Annotated in this window: 26 protein-coding genes; all 26 read right to left on the reverse strand. The window is 61.7% G+C overall.

Annotated features, from left to right (window positions below; genetic code table 11):
* Entirely contained in the window at positions 1–753 is a 753-nt protein-coding gene (gene map / locus B5E43_RS08735) for a type I methionyl aminopeptidase (protein ID WP_087395949.1), read from the reverse strand.
* Between the two features lie 11 nt (positions 754–764).
* Positions 765–1397: an adenylate kinase gene (locus B5E43_RS08740; RefSeq protein ID WP_087395864.1), complete on the reverse strand. Its 633-nt coding sequence runs from the start codon at positions 1395–1397 to the stop codon at positions 765–767.
* A gap of 24 nt (positions 1398–1421) precedes the next feature.
* On the reverse strand, positions 1422–2819 hold the full coding sequence (secY, locus tag B5E43_RS08745; RefSeq protein ID WP_087395866.1) for a preprotein translocase subunit SecY: 1398 nt from the start codon (positions 2817–2819) through the stop codon (positions 1422–1424).
* 1 nt (position 2820) lies between these two features.
* Positions 2821–3261, reverse strand: coding sequence for a 50S ribosomal protein L15 (rplO, locus tag B5E43_RS08750; RefSeq protein WP_087395868.1), 441 nt, complete (start codon positions 3259–3261; stop codon positions 2821–2823).
* Between the two features lie 18 nt (positions 3262–3279).
* A complete protein-coding gene (gene rpmD / locus B5E43_RS08755; protein WP_087395869.1) occupies positions 3280–3462 on the reverse strand; it encodes a 50S ribosomal protein L30 in 183 nt (60 codons plus the stop codon).
* Between the two features lie 14 nt (positions 3463–3476).
* Entirely contained in the window at positions 3477–3977 is a 501-nt protein-coding gene (gene rpsE, locus B5E43_RS08760; protein WP_087395871.1) for a 30S ribosomal protein S5, read from the reverse strand.
* 18 nt (positions 3978–3995) lie between these two features.
* Positions 3996–4355 carry a 50S ribosomal protein L18 gene (gene rplR / locus B5E43_RS08765; protein WP_087395872.1) on the reverse strand — a complete coding sequence of 120 codons (360 nt, stop codon included), beginning with the start codon at positions 4353–4355 and terminating at the stop codon, positions 3996–3998.
* A 17-nt stretch (positions 4356–4372) separates the two neighbouring features.
* Positions 4373–4918, reverse strand: a complete 546-nt coding sequence (gene rplF, locus B5E43_RS08770; RefSeq protein WP_087395873.1) for a 50S ribosomal protein L6 — start codon at positions 4916–4918, stop codon at positions 4373–4375.
* Between the two features lie 14 nt (positions 4919–4932).
* Complete coding sequence (gene rpsH, locus B5E43_RS08775; protein WP_087395875.1) at positions 4933–5331, reverse strand: 30S ribosomal protein S8; 399 nt, start codon at positions 5329–5331, stop codon at positions 4933–4935.
* Between the two features lie 642 nt (positions 5332–5973).
* Complete coding sequence (locus B5E43_RS08780) at positions 5974–6159, reverse strand: type Z 30S ribosomal protein S14 (protein WP_087395876.1); 186 nt, start codon at positions 6157–6159, stop codon at positions 5974–5976.
* A gap of 15 nt (positions 6160–6174) precedes the next feature.
* Complete coding sequence (rplE, locus tag B5E43_RS08785) at positions 6175–6726, reverse strand: 50S ribosomal protein L5 (RefSeq protein ID WP_087395878.1); 552 nt, start codon at positions 6724–6726, stop codon at positions 6175–6177.
* A gap of 20 nt (positions 6727–6746) precedes the next feature.
* Entirely contained in the window at positions 6747–7064 is a 318-nt protein-coding gene (gene rplX / locus B5E43_RS08790; RefSeq protein ID WP_087395880.1) for a 50S ribosomal protein L24, read from the reverse strand.
* A 15-nt stretch (positions 7065–7079) separates the two neighbouring features.
* Positions 7080–7448, reverse strand: a complete 369-nt coding sequence (gene rplN / locus B5E43_RS08795; RefSeq protein ID WP_087395882.1) for a 50S ribosomal protein L14 — start codon at positions 7446–7448, stop codon at positions 7080–7082.
* Between the two features lie 12 nt (positions 7449–7460).
* Entirely contained in the window at positions 7461–7721 is a 261-nt protein-coding gene (gene rpsQ / locus B5E43_RS08800; RefSeq protein WP_023346506.1) for a 30S ribosomal protein S17, read from the reverse strand.
* Positions 7722–7736: 15 nt separating this feature from the next.
* Positions 7737–7934 (reverse strand): 50S ribosomal protein L29, encoded by a 198-nt coding sequence (gene rpmC / locus B5E43_RS08805; RefSeq protein WP_087395885.1) that lies wholly within the window; start codon positions 7932–7934, stop codon positions 7737–7739.
* On the reverse strand, positions 7934–8365 hold the full coding sequence (gene rplP, locus B5E43_RS08810; RefSeq protein WP_087395887.1) for a 50S ribosomal protein L16: 432 nt from the start codon (positions 8363–8365) through the stop codon (positions 7934–7936). The genes rpmC and rplP overlap by 1 nt, the downstream gene beginning before the upstream one ends.
* The gene (gene rpsC / locus B5E43_RS08815; protein ID WP_087395889.1) at positions 8365–9228 is read right to left on the reverse strand and encodes a 30S ribosomal protein S3; all 864 of its coding nucleotides are present in this window, start codon (positions 9226–9228) and stop codon (positions 8365–8367) included. The genes rplP and rpsC overlap by 1 nt, the downstream gene beginning before the upstream one ends.
* A 15-nt stretch (positions 9229–9243) precedes the next feature.
* Positions 9244–9576 (reverse strand): 50S ribosomal protein L22, encoded by a 333-nt coding sequence (gene rplV, locus B5E43_RS08820; protein WP_087395891.1) that lies wholly within the window; start codon positions 9574–9576, stop codon positions 9244–9246.
* Between the two features lie 14 nt (positions 9577–9590).
* Complete coding sequence (gene rpsS, locus B5E43_RS08825) at positions 9591–9863, reverse strand: 30S ribosomal protein S19 (protein ID WP_087395893.1); 273 nt, start codon at positions 9861–9863, stop codon at positions 9591–9593.
* Positions 9864–9877: 14 nt separating this feature from the next.
* Positions 9878–10711 carry a 50S ribosomal protein L2 gene (gene rplB, locus B5E43_RS08830; protein WP_087395895.1) on the reverse strand — a complete coding sequence of 278 codons (834 nt, stop codon included), beginning with the start codon at positions 10709–10711 and terminating at the stop codon, positions 9878–9880.
* A gap of 15 nt (positions 10712–10726) precedes the next feature.
* Positions 10727–11026 carry a 50S ribosomal protein L23 gene (rplW, locus tag B5E43_RS08835; RefSeq protein WP_087395896.1) on the reverse strand — a complete coding sequence of 100 codons (300 nt, stop codon included), beginning with the start codon at positions 11024–11026 and terminating at the stop codon, positions 10727–10729.
* Positions 11026–11646: a 50S ribosomal protein L4 gene (rplD, locus tag B5E43_RS08840; protein ID WP_087395898.1), complete on the reverse strand. Its 621-nt coding sequence runs from the start codon at positions 11644–11646 to the stop codon at positions 11026–11028. The genes rplW and rplD overlap by 1 nt, the downstream gene beginning before the upstream one ends.
* A gap of 19 nt (positions 11647–11665) precedes the next feature.
* Complete coding sequence (gene rplC / locus B5E43_RS08845; RefSeq protein WP_087395900.1) at positions 11666–12394, reverse strand: 50S ribosomal protein L3; 729 nt, start codon at positions 12392–12394, stop codon at positions 11666–11668.
* A 155-nt stretch (positions 12395–12549) separates the two neighbouring features.
* Positions 12550–12864: a 30S ribosomal protein S10 gene (gene rpsJ, locus B5E43_RS08850; protein WP_008982635.1), complete on the reverse strand. Its 315-nt coding sequence runs from the start codon at positions 12862–12864 to the stop codon at positions 12550–12552.
* A gap of 478 nt (positions 12865–13342) precedes the next feature.
* A complete protein-coding gene (locus tag B5E43_RS08855; RefSeq protein ID WP_087395902.1) occupies positions 13343–14071 on the reverse strand; it encodes a hypothetical protein in 729 nt (242 codons plus the stop codon).
* The gene (locus tag B5E43_RS15115) at positions 14068–14919 is read right to left on the reverse strand and encodes a permease prefix domain 1-containing protein (RefSeq protein ID WP_087395904.1); all 852 of its coding nucleotides are present in this window, start codon (positions 14917–14919) and stop codon (positions 14068–14070) included. The genes B5E43_RS08855 and B5E43_RS15115 overlap by 4 nt, the downstream gene beginning before the upstream one ends.
* Positions 14920–14926 lie beyond the last annotated feature (7 nt).

A 14926-nucleotide genomic window follows, 5' to 3' on the forward strand; every position in this document is an offset into this window, starting at 1 on the left:
TTACTCTCCGGTGACGGTGAGAATTTCCGGCTCACCGTCGGTGATCAGGATACTGTTTTCATAGTGGGCGGTCAAAGAGCCGTCCAGGGACACGGTGGTCCACTTGTCGGCCAATACCTTGACCTGCCAGTCTCCGGCGCAGACCATGGGTTCCACCGCCAGGGTCATCCCGGGCAGAAGCCGGGGGCCATGGCCGGCGGGGCCGTAGTTGCGCACCTCGGGGGGCTCATGGAGCTTAGCGCCCACCCCGTGGCCCACAAAGTCGCGGACCACAGAAAAGCCGTTTTGTTCCACATACGCCTGGACCGCGTGGCCGATGTCGGACACCCGGTTGCCCTGACGGGCAAATTTGATGCCCTCCCAAAAGCTCTGTTCGGTGACCTTGATCAGCCGCATGGCCTCATCGCTCACCTGTCCGCAGGGGTAGGTGCCGGCGCAGTCGCCGTGGAAGCCACCGATAAAGGCGCCCACGTCCACGCTGACGATGTCCCCCTCCTTCAGCTTCCGGGGGCCGGGGATGCCGTGGATGACCTCCTCGTTGACGGAGATGCAGGCGGAGCCGGGGAAGCCGGCATAGCCCAGGAAGGAGGGCTTTGCGCCGTGGCTTTCGATGAAGCGGCGCACCGCGGTGTCAATCTCATGGGTGGTCACGCCAGGACGAATCATGGAGGCGGCCAGGGCCCGGGCCTGGGCGGTAATTCGCCCGGCCCGACGCATGGCCTCAATCTCCCGCGGGGATTTCAGCGAGATCATTTCCAGTCCCATCAGATGCCCAGCGCCTCCAGAAGAACCTTGGTGGTTGCTTCAATGGTGGGCTGATTGGCCACGGGGACCAGAATGCCCTTGCCTTGGTAGTAGCCCTTGAGGGGCTCAGTCTCATTGTGGTAGACCGTCAGGCGGTTGAGAACCGTCTCGGCCTTGTCGTCCTCCCGCTGCACCAGGGCCCCGCCGCAGGAATCGCACACGCCCTCCTGCTTGGGGGGCTTGGCTTTCACGTGGTAGGGGGCGCCGCAGCTCTGGCAGACCCGGCGGCCGGCCATGCGCTCCACGATCTCCTCATCGGAGATCTCAATGGAGATCACGTGGTCGAAGGTGACGCCCTGAGCGTCCAGGGCCTCGGCCTGGCCGATGGTGCGGGGCACGCCGTCCAGGATAAAGCCCTTCTGGCAGTCGCTCTGCTGCAGCCGCTGGGCCACGATGCCGATGATGACGGAGTCGGGCACCAGCTTGCCGGCGTCCATATAGCCCTTGGCCTCCAAGCCGATGGGGGTGCCTTCCTTGATGGCGGCACGGAGGATATTTCCGGTGGAGATGGTCGGGATTCCCAGCTTGGCGCTGAGGATCTCAGCCTGAGTTCCCTTGCCGGCGCCGGGGGCGCCCAGCAGAATCAGCTTCATTCCCATACTTCTCCAACCTTTCTCTTACTCCAGGAAGCCCTTATAGTGGCGCATGAGCATCTGGGCCTCCATCTGCTTCACGGTCTCCAGAGCGACGCCCACCACGATGATGATGGAGGTGCCGCCGATGGCCAGGGAGCTATAGCCCACGATGTTGCCCGTAATAATGGGGGCGATGGCCACCACAGACAGGTACAAAGCGCCAAACATGGTGATCTTGCCCAGAACCTTGGCGATGAAGTCGGCGGTGGGCTTGCCGGGACGGAAGCCGGGGATAAAGCCGCCGTTCTTCTTCAGGTTGTTGGACACCTCAATGGGGTTGAACTGCATGGTAGCGTAGAAATAGCTGAAGCCCACAATGAGGATGAAATAGAGGATGCTGTAGAAGGGCTTGGTGGTGTCGAACAGCCGCATCATGCCGCCGCCAAAGCCCTCGCTCTTCACCGTCCAGCCGGCGAAAGCGCCGATGGTGGCGGGGAGGGAGGCGATGGACTGGGCGAAGATGATGGGCATAACGCCGGACATGTTCACCTTCATGGGGATGTGGGTGGACTGGCCGCCGTACATCTTCCGGCCCACAACGCGCTTGGCGTACTGCACGGGCAGACGGCGCTCGGCGTTGGAGATATAGACAATGAAGACAACCAGCAGCAGCATGCCAATGATGATCAGGGGGATCATCCAGGGGGCCAGGGCAGCCCGGTCCAGATAGGCCTGGGCCTCATCCAGGTTGGCGTACACCGTGGGGTTAGCGTCCAGAATGCTCTGGGCGGTGACAGTGCCGTTTTGCACCTTGCTCCACAGGGACACGCCGCTGATGCAGTCGGTGACCATGTTGGGGAAACGGGAGACAATGCCGGCGAACAGCAGCACGGAGATGCCGTTGCCGATGCCGAACTCGGTGATCTGCTCGCCCAGCCACATCAGGAAGGCGGAGCCGGCGGTGAAGGAGAGGACGATGACCACGCCCACCCAAATCGCGTTCAGGCTGCCTCCGTCCACAAGGCCGTAGCTCTTGATCAGGGAGTAGTAGCCGAAGCCCTGGAGCAGGGCGATGGCCACGGTGGTGTACCGGGTGATGGAGGCGATCTTCTTGCGGCCCTCCTCGCCGCCCTCCTTGGCCAGCCGCTCCAGGGCGGGGATGGCCACGGTCAACAGCTGGATAATAATGGAGCTGTTGATATAGGGCTGGATGGACAGGGCGAAGACCGTAGCCATGGCAAAGGCGGAGCCGCTCATGGCGTTCATCAGACCCAGGATGGTGCCGCTCTGGCTCATGAGATGGAGTTCCAGGGCGTCGTTGTTGATATAGGGGACGGGGATCGCGGAGCCCAAACGGAAGATCAGCAGCGCAAAGATGGTAAAGAGGATCTTTTTGCGCAGCTCGGGCACAGCCCAAGCGTTACGGATCGTCTGGATCATCTCAGATCACCTCCGCCTTACCACCCGCAGCTTCGATTTTTTCCTTAGCGGAGGCGGAGAAGGCGGACGCCTGGACCGTCAGCTTCTTGGTCAGCTGGCCGTTACCCAGGATCTTGACGCCGTACTCGCACTTGGAGAGGATGCCCTTCTCCAGCATAGCCTTGGCGTCCACCACGGCGCCGTCCTCAAACTTCTCCAGAACAGAGACGTTGACGGCCTCCAGGGGCTTGGCGAAAATGTTGTTGAAACCGCGCTTGGGGATGCGGCGGGACAGAGGCATCTGGCCGCCCTCAAAGCCCACGCGGACACCGCCGCCGGAACGGGCCCACTGGCCCTTCTGGCCGCGGCCACCGGTCTTGCCGTTACCGGAGCCGTTGCCACGGCCCTTGCGATACGCCTTGGCGTTGGAGCCGGCGGCGGGGGAGAGTTCATGCAGATTCATAGTAACTCGCGCCTCCTTTTAGTTTTCCTCGGTGACCTGGAGCAGGTACCCGATCTGGGCGATCTTGCCCCGGGTGGCCTGGTTGTCAGGCTGCACGGTGCAGTCGCCGATCTTACGGAGGCCCAGGGCCTCGGCGGTCGCCTGATGCTTGGCGATGCGGCCGTTCAGGCTCTTGACCAGCTTAATGTTCAAATTAGCCATGTTCAAAGCCCTCCTTAACCCACGATCTCTTCCACGCTCTTGCCGCGGATCCGGGCCACCTCTTCGGGGCTGCGCAGGGCCTTCAGGCCCTCAAAGGCAGCGGAGACCACGTTCTGCGGGTTGTTGGAGCGCAGGCACTTGGTACGGATGTCCTTGATGCCGATGGCTTCCATCACGGCACGGACAGGACCGCCGGCGATCACGCCGGTACCGGGGGCGGCGGGCTTCATCAGCACGCGGCCGGCGCCGAACTCGCCGATCACCTCGTGGGGGATGGTGGTACCGGACAGGGTCACGGTAATCATGTTCTTCTTGGCGTCCTCGATGCCCTTGCGGATAGCCTCAGGCACCTCAGCGGCCTTGCCCAGGCCGAAGCCCACGCGGCCCTTCTCGTCGCCCACCACCATCAGGGCGGAGAACTTGTTCACACGGCCGCCCTTGACGGTCTTGGATACACGGTTCAGATAGACCAGCTTCTCGACGAACTCGCTGGGCTCTCTCTCAAATCTAGCCATTTAACCTTTCCTCCTCCCTTAGAACTGCAGGCCGCCCTCGCGGGCGCCCTCGGCCAGAGCCTTCACGCGGCCGTGATACACATAGCCGCCGCGGTCGAACACCACGGTGTCGATGCCCTTGGCCTTGGCACGCTCAGCCACGGTGACGCCCACCTTCTTGGCGGCGTCGGACTTGGTGCCCTCACAGGTGAAGTCCTTCTCCAGGGAAGAAGCGGAGACCAGGGTCACGCCGTTGACATCGTCGATGATCTGGGCGTAGATGTTGGTCTCGCTGCGGAACACGTTCAGACGGGGACGCTCGGGCGTGCCGGAAATCTTCGCACGCACACGCTTATGACGCTTAAGCCGCTGAGAGCGGGTATCGGGTCTGTTGATCATAGTGGCACACCTCCTTCTTACTTCTTGGCGCCGGTCTTACCAGCCTTGCGGCGGATGACCTCGTCGGTATACTTGATGCCCTTGCCCTTATAGGGTTCGGGGGGACGCTTCTCTCTCACTTCGGCGGCAAACTGGCCCACCTTCTGCTTGTCGCAGCCGTGGATGATGATCTTGTTGGGGCCGGGAACCTCGATGGTGATCCCGTCGGTCTCCTCCATGGTGACCTGATGGGAGAAGCCCAGGTTCATCACCAGCTTGTTGCCTTCCTTGGCCACACGGTAGCCTACGCCGTTGACGTCCAGCTCCTTCTTGTAGCCCTCGGTCACGCCCACCACCATGTTGTGGATGAGGGTGCGGGTCAGGCCGTGAAGAGCACGGTTCTCCTTGGCGTCGTTGGGACGGGTGACATGAAGCACACCCTCCTCAATGGCGATGGCCATGTTGGGGTTGAACTGCTGAGTCAGGGTGCCCTTGGGGCCCTTGACGGTGACAACGTTGTTGTCCTCTACCTTGATCTCCACTCCGGCGGGAATGGCGATAGGAGCTCTACCAATTCTGGACATTCCTATAACCCTCCTTACCAGACAAATGCCAGGACTTCGCCGCCGACATGGGCCTGACGGGCCTTCTTGTCGGTCATGACGCCCTTGGAAGTGGATACGATGGCGATGCCCAGGCCACGCAGGACACGGGGCAGCTCCTCAGCGCCGGCATACACGCGTAAACCGGGCTTGGACACCCGACGCAGGCCGGAGATGACCTTCTCCTTGCCGGCTCCGTACTTCAGGGTGATGCGGATAACGCCCTGGGTGCCGTCGTCGATGAGCTGGAAGTTCTTGATATAGCCTTCCTCCAGCAGAATCTGCGCGATGGCCTTCTTCATGTTGGACGCGGGGACGTCCACGGTGTCATGCTTGGCGTTGTTCGCGTTGCGGATGCGGGTGAGCATATCCGCAATGGGATCAGTGATTTGCATGAGTCTTTTACCTCCTATTTAGATTACCTGTCACGCCTCACCTGCTCGCTGCGCGCGGCTTCCCGCCCGCTCAGGACACAAACATTCGGGCCTGAGGCCCTCCTTGGTTTGTATCCCTCGCTTCTGGTCCATCCGCGCGGCTCACAACGGCTCAGCGCTTCTCGGTACAGGCGATAAGGTATCGGAGATTAGGTCCTTCTCCGACCTATTGATCGCCTTCGCGCCTGGTTGGGGCAGGCGCTGGATCTATCAAAACCGCCGTATTCCGGCGGAGTTGACCAAACTGGTCGTGCCCGGTTGGGGGAGACACCCGGACGGGGCGCGGATCGCGCGCCGGTCTCCGGCTTTCGTGTTTCACCCTGACAGGGCAAATCCCCGCAGCCGGCTTTTCTTTTTTAGAGTAACCGGTCCCGGGTGCGCACTCCCGACAGCGTTGGGAGTTTATTGCGATTGTCCTTTGCGGCGCAATCGACTAATTATACCCCAGATTTTCTGAGATTACAAGGTTTTTTGCGTCCGCACACACGAACGCGTGGAAAGATTATTCCGGGAAGGGACCTTACGGCCCCTTCCCGGGGATCATCTTATCCGGTTTTTTCCCTCATCCCGCCGCCCGAAGGGCAGGGGAACGGGGAGCGAGATTTACCAAGACGCCTTCTTCACGCCGGGGATCTGGCCCTTGTAAGCCAGCTCACGGAAGCAGATACGGCAGATGCCGTAGTTGCGCAGATAGGCGTGGGGACGGCCGCAGATCTTGCAGCGGTTGTAGCGGCGGCTGGAGAACTTGGGCTCAGCCTGCTGCTTGAGGATCATAGATTTCTTAGCCATAATTCTTCCTCCTCCTTAGCGGCCGGCGAAGGGAGCGCCGATCTGCTTGAGCAGCTCACGGGCCTCTTCATCGGTCTGGGCGGTGGTGCAGATGACGATATCCATGCCGCGGATCTTGTCGATCTTGTCGTACTCGATCTCGGGGAAGATCAGCTGCTCCTTGACACCCAGGGCATAGTTGCCGCGGCCGTCAAAGGCGTCGGCGGAAATGCCGCGGAAGTCACGCACGCGGGGCAGGGCCACGTTGAACAGGCGGTCCAGGAACTCCCACATCTTGTTGCCGCGCAGGGTAACCTTGGCGCCGATGGGCATGCCCTCACGGAGCTTAAAGTTAGCCACGGACTTCTTGGCCTTGGTGATCACGGCCTTCTGGCCGGTGATGGTGGTCAGGTCGTTGACCACGGCGTCCAGCACCTTGGCGTTCTCGCGGGCCTCGCTGCAGCCCACATTGACCACGATCTTCTCCAGGCGGGGGATCTGCATGGTGGACTTGTAGCCGAACTTCTGCATCAGAGCAGGAGCGACCTCGTCCTGATACAGCTTCTTCAGGTTGGGCGTGTTAGCCATTTCGATTCACTCCTCCTCTCTCAGATTTCAGCGCCGCACTTCTTGCAGACGCAGACCTTCTTGCCATCGGCCAGCAGCTTGTGAGCGGGCCGGGTGGGCTTGTTGCACTTGGGGCAGACGCGCTGCACCTTGCAGGCGTAGAGGGGGGCCTCCTTCTGGATGATGCCGCCCTGATCACCCTGCTTGCGGGGCTTGGTGTGACGGGAGACCATGTTGATCTTCTCCACCACGACCTTGCCCTCCTTGGGCATAACTTCCAGGACCTTGCCCTGCTTGCCCTTGTCCTTACCGGACAGGACGATGACCAGATCGTCCTTCTTGATGCTCATCTTATTCATCTTTCATGCCCTCCCTTACAGCACTTCGGGAGCCAGGGACAGGATCTTCATATAGTCCTTGTCACGCAGCTCGCGGGCCACTGGGCCAAAGATACGGGTGCCGCGGGGGTTCTTGTCCTCCTTGATGAGGACGGCGGCGTTGTCGTCGAACCGGACATAGGAGCCGTCGGCACGACGGACGCCCCGGCTGGTGCGGACGATGACGGCCTTGACCACCTCGCCCTTCTTCACGGTGCCGCCGGGCTGAGCCTTGCGCACGGAAGCCACGACCACATCACCGATGTTGCCGAACTTGCGCTTGGAGCCGCCCAGGACACGGATGGTCTTAATTTCCTTGGCGCCGGTGTTGTCGGCAACCTTCAGATAGCTTTCCTGCTGAATCATACCGACACCTCCTTACTTCGCCTTCTCGATGATCTCAACCACGCGCCACCGCTTATCCTTGGACAGGGGGCGGGTCTCCATGACCTTGACGCGGTCGCCCACGCCACACTGGTTGTTCTCATCATGAGCCTTCAGCTTATAGGTTCTCTTCACGATCTTCTTGTACAGAGGATGGGCCACGCGGTCGGCGATGGCGACCACCACGGTCTTGTCCATCTTGTCCGATACCACCAGGCCGACTCTGGTCTTACGGGAAGAAGTTCTGTTTTCCATCTTCTATTCCTCCTCTTAGCGGCCGGCGAGCTGCTGCTCGCGGATGATGGTCTTGACCCGGGCGATATCCTTCTTGACCTCAGCGATGCGGATGGGGTTGTCGAGCTGGTTGGTGGCGTGCTGGAGGCGGAGGTTGAACAGGTCCTTCTTCAGGTCCTTCAGCTTGGTCTCCAGCTCGGCGCTGGACATCTTGCGAACTTCATTGGCCTTCATTACGCTTCACCACCCTTCTCGGTCTCTTCACGCTTGACGATCTTGCACTTGACGGGCAGCTTGTGGCTGGCCAGGCGCAGAGCCTCGCGGGCGACCTCTTCGGAGACGCCAGCGATCTCGAACATCACACGGCCGGGCTTAACCACGGCCACCCAGTACTCGGGGGAACCCTTACCGGAACCCATGCGGGTCTCAGCGGGCTTCTCGGTAACGGGCTTATCGGGGAAGATCTTGATCCAGACCTTACCGCCACGCTTGGTGTAACGGGTCATGGCGATACGGGCGGCCTCGATCTGGTTGCTGGTAATCCAAGCGGGCTCAGTAGCCTGCAGGCCCCAATCACCGTAGGTGACGGTGTTGCCGCGGCTGGCTTTGCCCTTCATGCGTCCGCGGTGGACGCGGCGGTATTTCACGCGCTTCGGCAGCAGCATTACTGAGCGCCTCCTTCCTTAGGGGTATTGGCCTGACCGGCGGGGCGGGGGCCACGGTTGTTGTTGAAGCCCTGGCCGGCGGGACGGGGGCCGCGGTTAAAGCCGCCGTTCTGACGGTCGCGGTTGAACCCACCCTGACGGCGGTCACCATCCCGGCGGTCGCGGCGGGGACGGTCACGGCGCTCCTGGTAGGGCTTGCTGGTGTCCAGGGTACGGGGGGTGGTGCGCAGGGCCTGAGTCAGGACCTCGCCCTTGTAGATCCACACCTTCACGCCGATGCGGCCGTAGGTAGTGGCAGCCTCAGCGAAGCCGTAGTCGATGTCGGCACGCAGGGTCTGCAGGGGAATGGTGCCGTCGTGATAGTGCTCGGTGCGGGCGATCTCAGCGCCGCCCAGACGGCCGGAGCAGGAGGTCTTGATGCCCTTGGCACCGGCGCGCATGGCCCGGCCCATGGAGTTCTTCATGGCGCGGCGGAAGCCGATACGCTTCTCCAGCTGCTGGGCGATGTTCTCGGCCACCAGCTGAGCGTTGGTGTCGATGTCGCGGACCTCAACGATCTTCAGGTCCACGGGCTTGCCGGTGAGCTTCACCAGCTGAGCCTCGATCTTCTTGATGTCCTCGCCGCCCTTACCGATGACCACGCCGGGACGGGCGCAGTGCAGGTAGATGCGGACCTTGGCGTTGTCCCGCTCGATCTCGATCTTGGGGATGCCAGCGCCGTAGAGGGTCTTCTTCAGGTAGTCACGGATCTTCTTGTCCTCTACCAGCAGGTCGCCCACCTTCTCGTTGCGGGCATACCAGCGGGAGTCCCAATCCTTAATGACGCCCACGCGCAAACCGTGGGGATTGACTTTCTGTCCCATATTGTTCCTCCTCCCTTAGCGCTCGCTCACGGCGATGGTGACATGAGAAGTGCGCTTGTTGATCCGATAGGCACGGCCCTGGGCCCGGGGCATGATGCGCTTGATGATGGGGCCGGGGTTGGCGTAGCAGGCGGACACGTACAGCTTCTCAGGATCCATCTGGTGGTTGTTCTCCGCGTTGGCGGCGGCGCTCTTCAGCAGCTTGAGCACAGGCTCAGAGGCGGCCTTGGGGGTCTGCATGAGGATCGCGGTGGCGGTGGCCACGTCCTTGCCCCGGATCAGGTCCAGGACGATCTTCACCTTACGGGGAGAGATCCGCAGATATTTCAGATTCGCAACAGCTTCCATCGTCTCTCTCCTCCTTACTTACCGGTCTTGCTGCCCGCGTGACCCTTGAAGGTGCGGGTGGGCACGAACTCGCCCAGCTTGTGGCCGACCATGTCCTCGGTGACATAGACGGGCACGTGCTTGCGGCCATCGTGCACAGCGAAGGTGTGTCCAACGAAGGAGGGGAAGATGGTGGAGGCGCGGCTCCAGGTCTTCAGCACCTTCTTCTCGTTGTTCTGGTTCATCTCATCAACCCGCTTCAGCAGCTCGGGGGCGCAAAAGGGGCCTTTCTTAATGCTTCTGCTCATCTTTCACTGCCTCCTTACTTGGCGTTGCGGCGCTTGACGATGAACTTATCGGTGCGGTTCTTCGTCTTGCGGGTCTTGTAACCCAGGGCGGGCTTGCCCCAGGGGGTGACAGGGCCGGGACGGCCAACCGGGCTCTTGCCCTCGCCGCCGCCGTGGGGGTGGTCATTGGGGTTCATGACGGAGCCACGGACGGTGGGACGCCAGCCCATGTGACGCTTACGGCCGGCCTTACCGATCTGGATGTTGGCCCAGTCGGTGTTGCCAACCTGGCCGATGGTGGCCTTGCAGTTCTCACGGACGTAGCGGACCTCGCCGGAGGGCAGACGGACCTGAGCCATGCCGTTCTCCTTGGCCATCAGCTGAGCGGCCACGCCGGCGGCGCGGACCAGCTGAGCGCCCTTGCCGGGGTAGAGCTCGATGTTGTGGATCAGCTCGCCCACGGGGATGTTGGCGATGGGCAGGCAGTTGCCGGGCAGGATGTCGGCGTCGGGACCGGTCATGATGATGTGGCCGGCCTTCAGGCCGTTGGGAGCCAGGATATAGCGGCGCTCGCCGTCCTCATACTCGATGAGGGCGATGTTGGCGGAGCGGTTGGGGTCGTACTGCAGGTTCACTACAGTGGCCTTGCCCTCTTTGTCCCGCTTGAAGTCGATGATGCGGTACTTCTGCTTGTTGCCGCCGCCGTGATGACGGACGGTGATGCGGCCGTAGCTGTTGCGGCCGGCGTGCTTCTTGAGCACTTCGGTCAGAGCCCGCTCGGGCTTGGCCTTCTTGTCGATCCCCTCGAAGGCGGACACGGTCATGTGACGGCGGGAGGGGGTTGTGGGCTTATACGTCTTAATAGCCATTTCTCATTCTCCTCCTTACACCATACCCTCGAAGAACTCGATGGTCTTGGAATCGGCGGTCAGAGTGACCATAGCCTTCTTCCAGCTGGGACGGCGGCCGGCGGGCCGGGCGCCCATGCGCTTCTCCTTGCCCTGCATGTTCAGGGTGTTGACCTTGGCGACCTTCACGCCGAAGATCTCTTCCACAGCCTTGGCGATCTCGATCTTGTTGGCGGTCTTGGCTACCTCAAAGGTGTAGCGCTTGCCCTCGGTCTGCTCCATGGACTGCTCGGTGATGATGGGGCGCTTGATGATATCATAAGCAGTGGTAGCCATTACGCGTACACCTCCTCGATGATCGCCAAAGCAGCCTTGTCGATGACGATCTGCTTGGCGTTGACGATGTCGTAGACGCTGAGGATCTTGGCGGTGGTGGTGACCACGCCGGGGATGTTGCGGGCGGACTTGATGACGATCTCGTCCACCTCGGGGGTGATGACCACGGACTTGGTGACGCCGGCGGCGTTCATGAAGTCCTTCATGGCCTTGGTCTTGATCTCGGGCAGCTTCAGCTCATCCACCACCAGGATGGCGCCCTCGGCGGCCTTGGCGGACAGGGCGGACTTCAGAGCCAGACGCTTGACCTTCTTATTCAGGGTGTAGCTGTAGTCGCGGGGCTTGGGGGCAAACACGATGCCGCCGTGGGTCCACTGGGGAGCCCGGGTGGAACCCTGACGGGCGTGACCGGTGCCCTTCTGGCGCCAGGGCTTCTTGCCGCCGCCGGACACCTCGGCACGGGTCAGGGCGCTCTGGGTGCCCTGACGGCAGTTGGCCAGGTGGTTCTTGACCACCTCGTGGACCACGACCTGGTTGGGCTCGATCCCGAAGATGGCCTCGGAGAGCTCGATCTCGCCGACCTGCTGACCGGCCATGTTAAACACGTTCGCTTTAGGCATGACTCAATCTCTCCTTTCCTTACTTGTTGCGGGCGGAAGCCTTCTGGGGATTGACGCGGGCGGAGGCCTTCTGCGGGTTGACGCTGATGCCGGCGGCGCCCTTCTTCTCCACATTGTGCTTGACGGTGTTCTTCACGAAGACCACGCCGCCCTTGGGGCCGGGAATGGCGCCCCGAACGGCGATGAGGCCCAGCTCGGCGTCTACCTTGACCACGTCCAGGTTCAGAACAGTGACCTGCTCGTTACCCATCTGGCCGGCGCCGATCTTGCCCTTGAAGATCCGGCTGGGATCGGTGCCCGAACCCATGGAGCCGGCGTGACGGTGGACAGGGCCGGTACCGTGGGTCTCCTTCAGGCGGGCGGCGCCGTGGCGCTTGACAACGCCCTGGTAGCCGTGGCCCTTGCTGATGCCGGTGACGTCCACATAGTCGCCCTCGGCGAAGACGTCGGCCTTCAGCTCGTCGCCCACTTCATACTTGGAGCAGTCCTCCAGAGGGAACTCCTTGAGCACCTTCTTGAACTCCTCCAGGCCGGCCTTCTTCTGGTGGCCGATCTCAGGCTTGGTGAGCTTGCGCTCGGGAACAGTCTCATAACCCAGCTGAATGGCGTTGTAGCCATCCTTCTCGGCGGTCTTCTTCTGCACCACGGTGCAGGGGCCGGCTTCAATCAGGGTGACGGGCACCACATGGCCGGCTTCATCGAAGATCTGGGTCATGCCGATCTTTTTGCCGATGATCGCTTTCTCCATTTGGATTTCCTCCTATAAAGGTTATTGGTCGGAGTAGTTGGTCTCCCCATTGGGCTGGGGGCCATTGCTACGACGACTTGACCCGTCCGTCTCAATAACGCGACGGACTGCGGTACTAACGAGGGAATTTGGTTGAAATTAAACTATCTTATATCTTACAGTTTAATTTCAATTTCCACACCAGCGGGGAGCTCCAGGCTCATCAGGGCCTCCACAGTCTTGGGGGAGGGCTTCACCACGTCGATCAGGCGCTTGTGCGTGCGGCGCTCGAACTGCTCACGGCTGTCCTTGTACTTGTGGACGGCGCGCAGGATGGTGACGACTTCCTTCTTGGTGGGCAGGGGGATGGGGCCGGACACGGTGGCGCCGGTGCGCTTGGCGGTCTCCACGATCTTCTCAGCGCTCTGGTCGATGAGCTGGTGATCGTAGGCCTTCAGGCGGATGCGGATCATTTCTTTCTGAGCTGCCATTGGGTTGTTCCTCCTTAAATACATACGAAGTTGAGTAATGGGGTTTGGCTCGTCCTTCGTACGGTGAGCGAAGCTATACACGTTACCGTGCGTATCACTCCCGGCCACGAAAAAACCGGCACAATGACAGGCCGGTTCTCTCCGTACCCGGACGATATACGCCGTGTACAGAAACTCGCTCAGCCGCCCGATCGTCGGACATACTCCGCGGAAGTTACCGGTTTTCACCGCAATCTCCCGCATCATCGCAGACTGCGCCCTTGCAGGCGCTTGACTATGATACATCAACACCCCCGTGTGTGTCAAGAATTTTTTCAAAAAAATTTTGGCGGATTTTTCCTTTCTTGCCGCCCTCTCTTTTGGGCACAATCCCTTGTGGTCCAAGCTCTGCCCCTGGCACAAGGGTCTAAGAAACAAACGCCCGGCCCGCCCCGCCGGGAGGGCGGGCCGGGCCGGTCTACCTTATGATAAAGGAAGCTCACAGGGGCTCCGGGATGATGCCCTGCTGCTCCAGCAGAAGTGCGCCCTGAGCATCATAGAGGCGCAGGCAGTAGCTCCCGCCCTCCATCCAGTCCGGCGCATAGCCCTCCTCCGGGGTGTCCACCGCCCCTAACCACACGCCGCCCCCCAGGTCAAAGAGGGGACAGTCCTGGTGCACCTCCCGGTCCCGGTAGGTCACCTCCACCTCCAGCTCCCCGGAGACCGCCTCCTCCGGCATCTGTACCAACAGCAGGGGAGAGGACACCGCTGTCTCTCCCGGCCGGGGCACCCACCACAAGGTCATACTCCCCATGGGCACCGGGGAGGGGCCCTCCTCCAGGGGAAAATAGTCCAGGGCATTCATGGGCCCCTCCGCCCGCTGGTTGTACCCCAGCGCCACCCATTCTTCCCCCACGCCCGCCACGGCGGTGCGGGAGAGGGTGAGCCAGGTGCCGTCCTCCGCCTGGAAGTCCCGCTCCCCGGACTGGGTAAATACGATTTGAGAGGGCTCCATAAAATATTGCCGCTCCAGCCGCCGGAAATTCAATTCCGCCGTGGGTAAGGGGCAGCCGTACTGTCCCCAGATGCAGGCGGCAAACACCGCCGTCAGCAGCAGGTTGCGTACAATCTTTCCCTTCCGGCCCAACCGGGGGAGGGAGGGCCCTTCCCAGCCCTTCTTGGACGCCTCCGGCCCGGCCGGACCGGCATTTGCTTTGTGTTCCCTCATGTGCTCCCCTCCTCCAGTTCCACGGTAAAGGAGAATATGGTCTCCACCGGTCCATAGTCCAGCCGCACCCACTCCGCCTCCGGGTCCAGGTCTCCCAGGACCAGCTCATACCCTCGGTGGAAGGGTCCATACCCCGCGGTAAAGTCCAGACTATTTAAAACTGCTCCGCTCTCCGGGTCTTCGGGGGAGTCCACTCCCAGAGGGTAGACGTTCCCCTGGCTGTCGGTGACCTGCAGCCACTCCTCCCGCAAAGCGCCTCCTTCCCAGAAACGCCAGGAGTCCACCCGGAGGTAACAGTACAGCTCCAGCTGCCCTTCCCGCTGCCATAAAGCGGTGCGGAGAAGGGAAACGTTCTGGCCCTCCACCTTCTCCGTCAGCCCCGGTTGGGCGCTCATCAGCCGCCCGGGCTCATCCCCGTCCCCCTCATAGCACATCCACTCCGACATACCGGAAGAAAACCCGGTATTCCGGGGCAGGCCGTCAAAGTCCCACCACTCGGCGTAGGGGTCATCCCCCAGATAGGCGTCCTCTCCCATAAGAAACAGGAAGGACACCAGCCAGAGGCAGGTCACCACTGCCAGCACTTTGGAGGCGATCCAAAGATAGCCCAGCCAGGGCCGGTGGAGCCGGGCCAGCTTTTTGCCGATCTCCGCCGGGTCGCCCATCTCCCCCAGAGCCCGGTCCCCGGCCTCTTCCTCTGTCAGGTCGGGGAAAATGCGCCGCAGGTCGGCCTCCTTGTCCTCCAGGTGGCCCGCCAGCTCCTGCCGCACCTCCGCCCGGTCGGGGCCAAAGGGGATGGCCCCCGTGGCCTGGTCCAGCCACTTCTCTTTTTTCTCATTCGGTTCCATCGCGGTT

Origin of the sequence: Flavonifractor sp. An100, from assembly GCF_002161175.1 — a bacterium.
GTDB lineage: Bacteria > Bacillota > Clostridia > Oscillospirales > Oscillospiraceae > Lawsonibacter.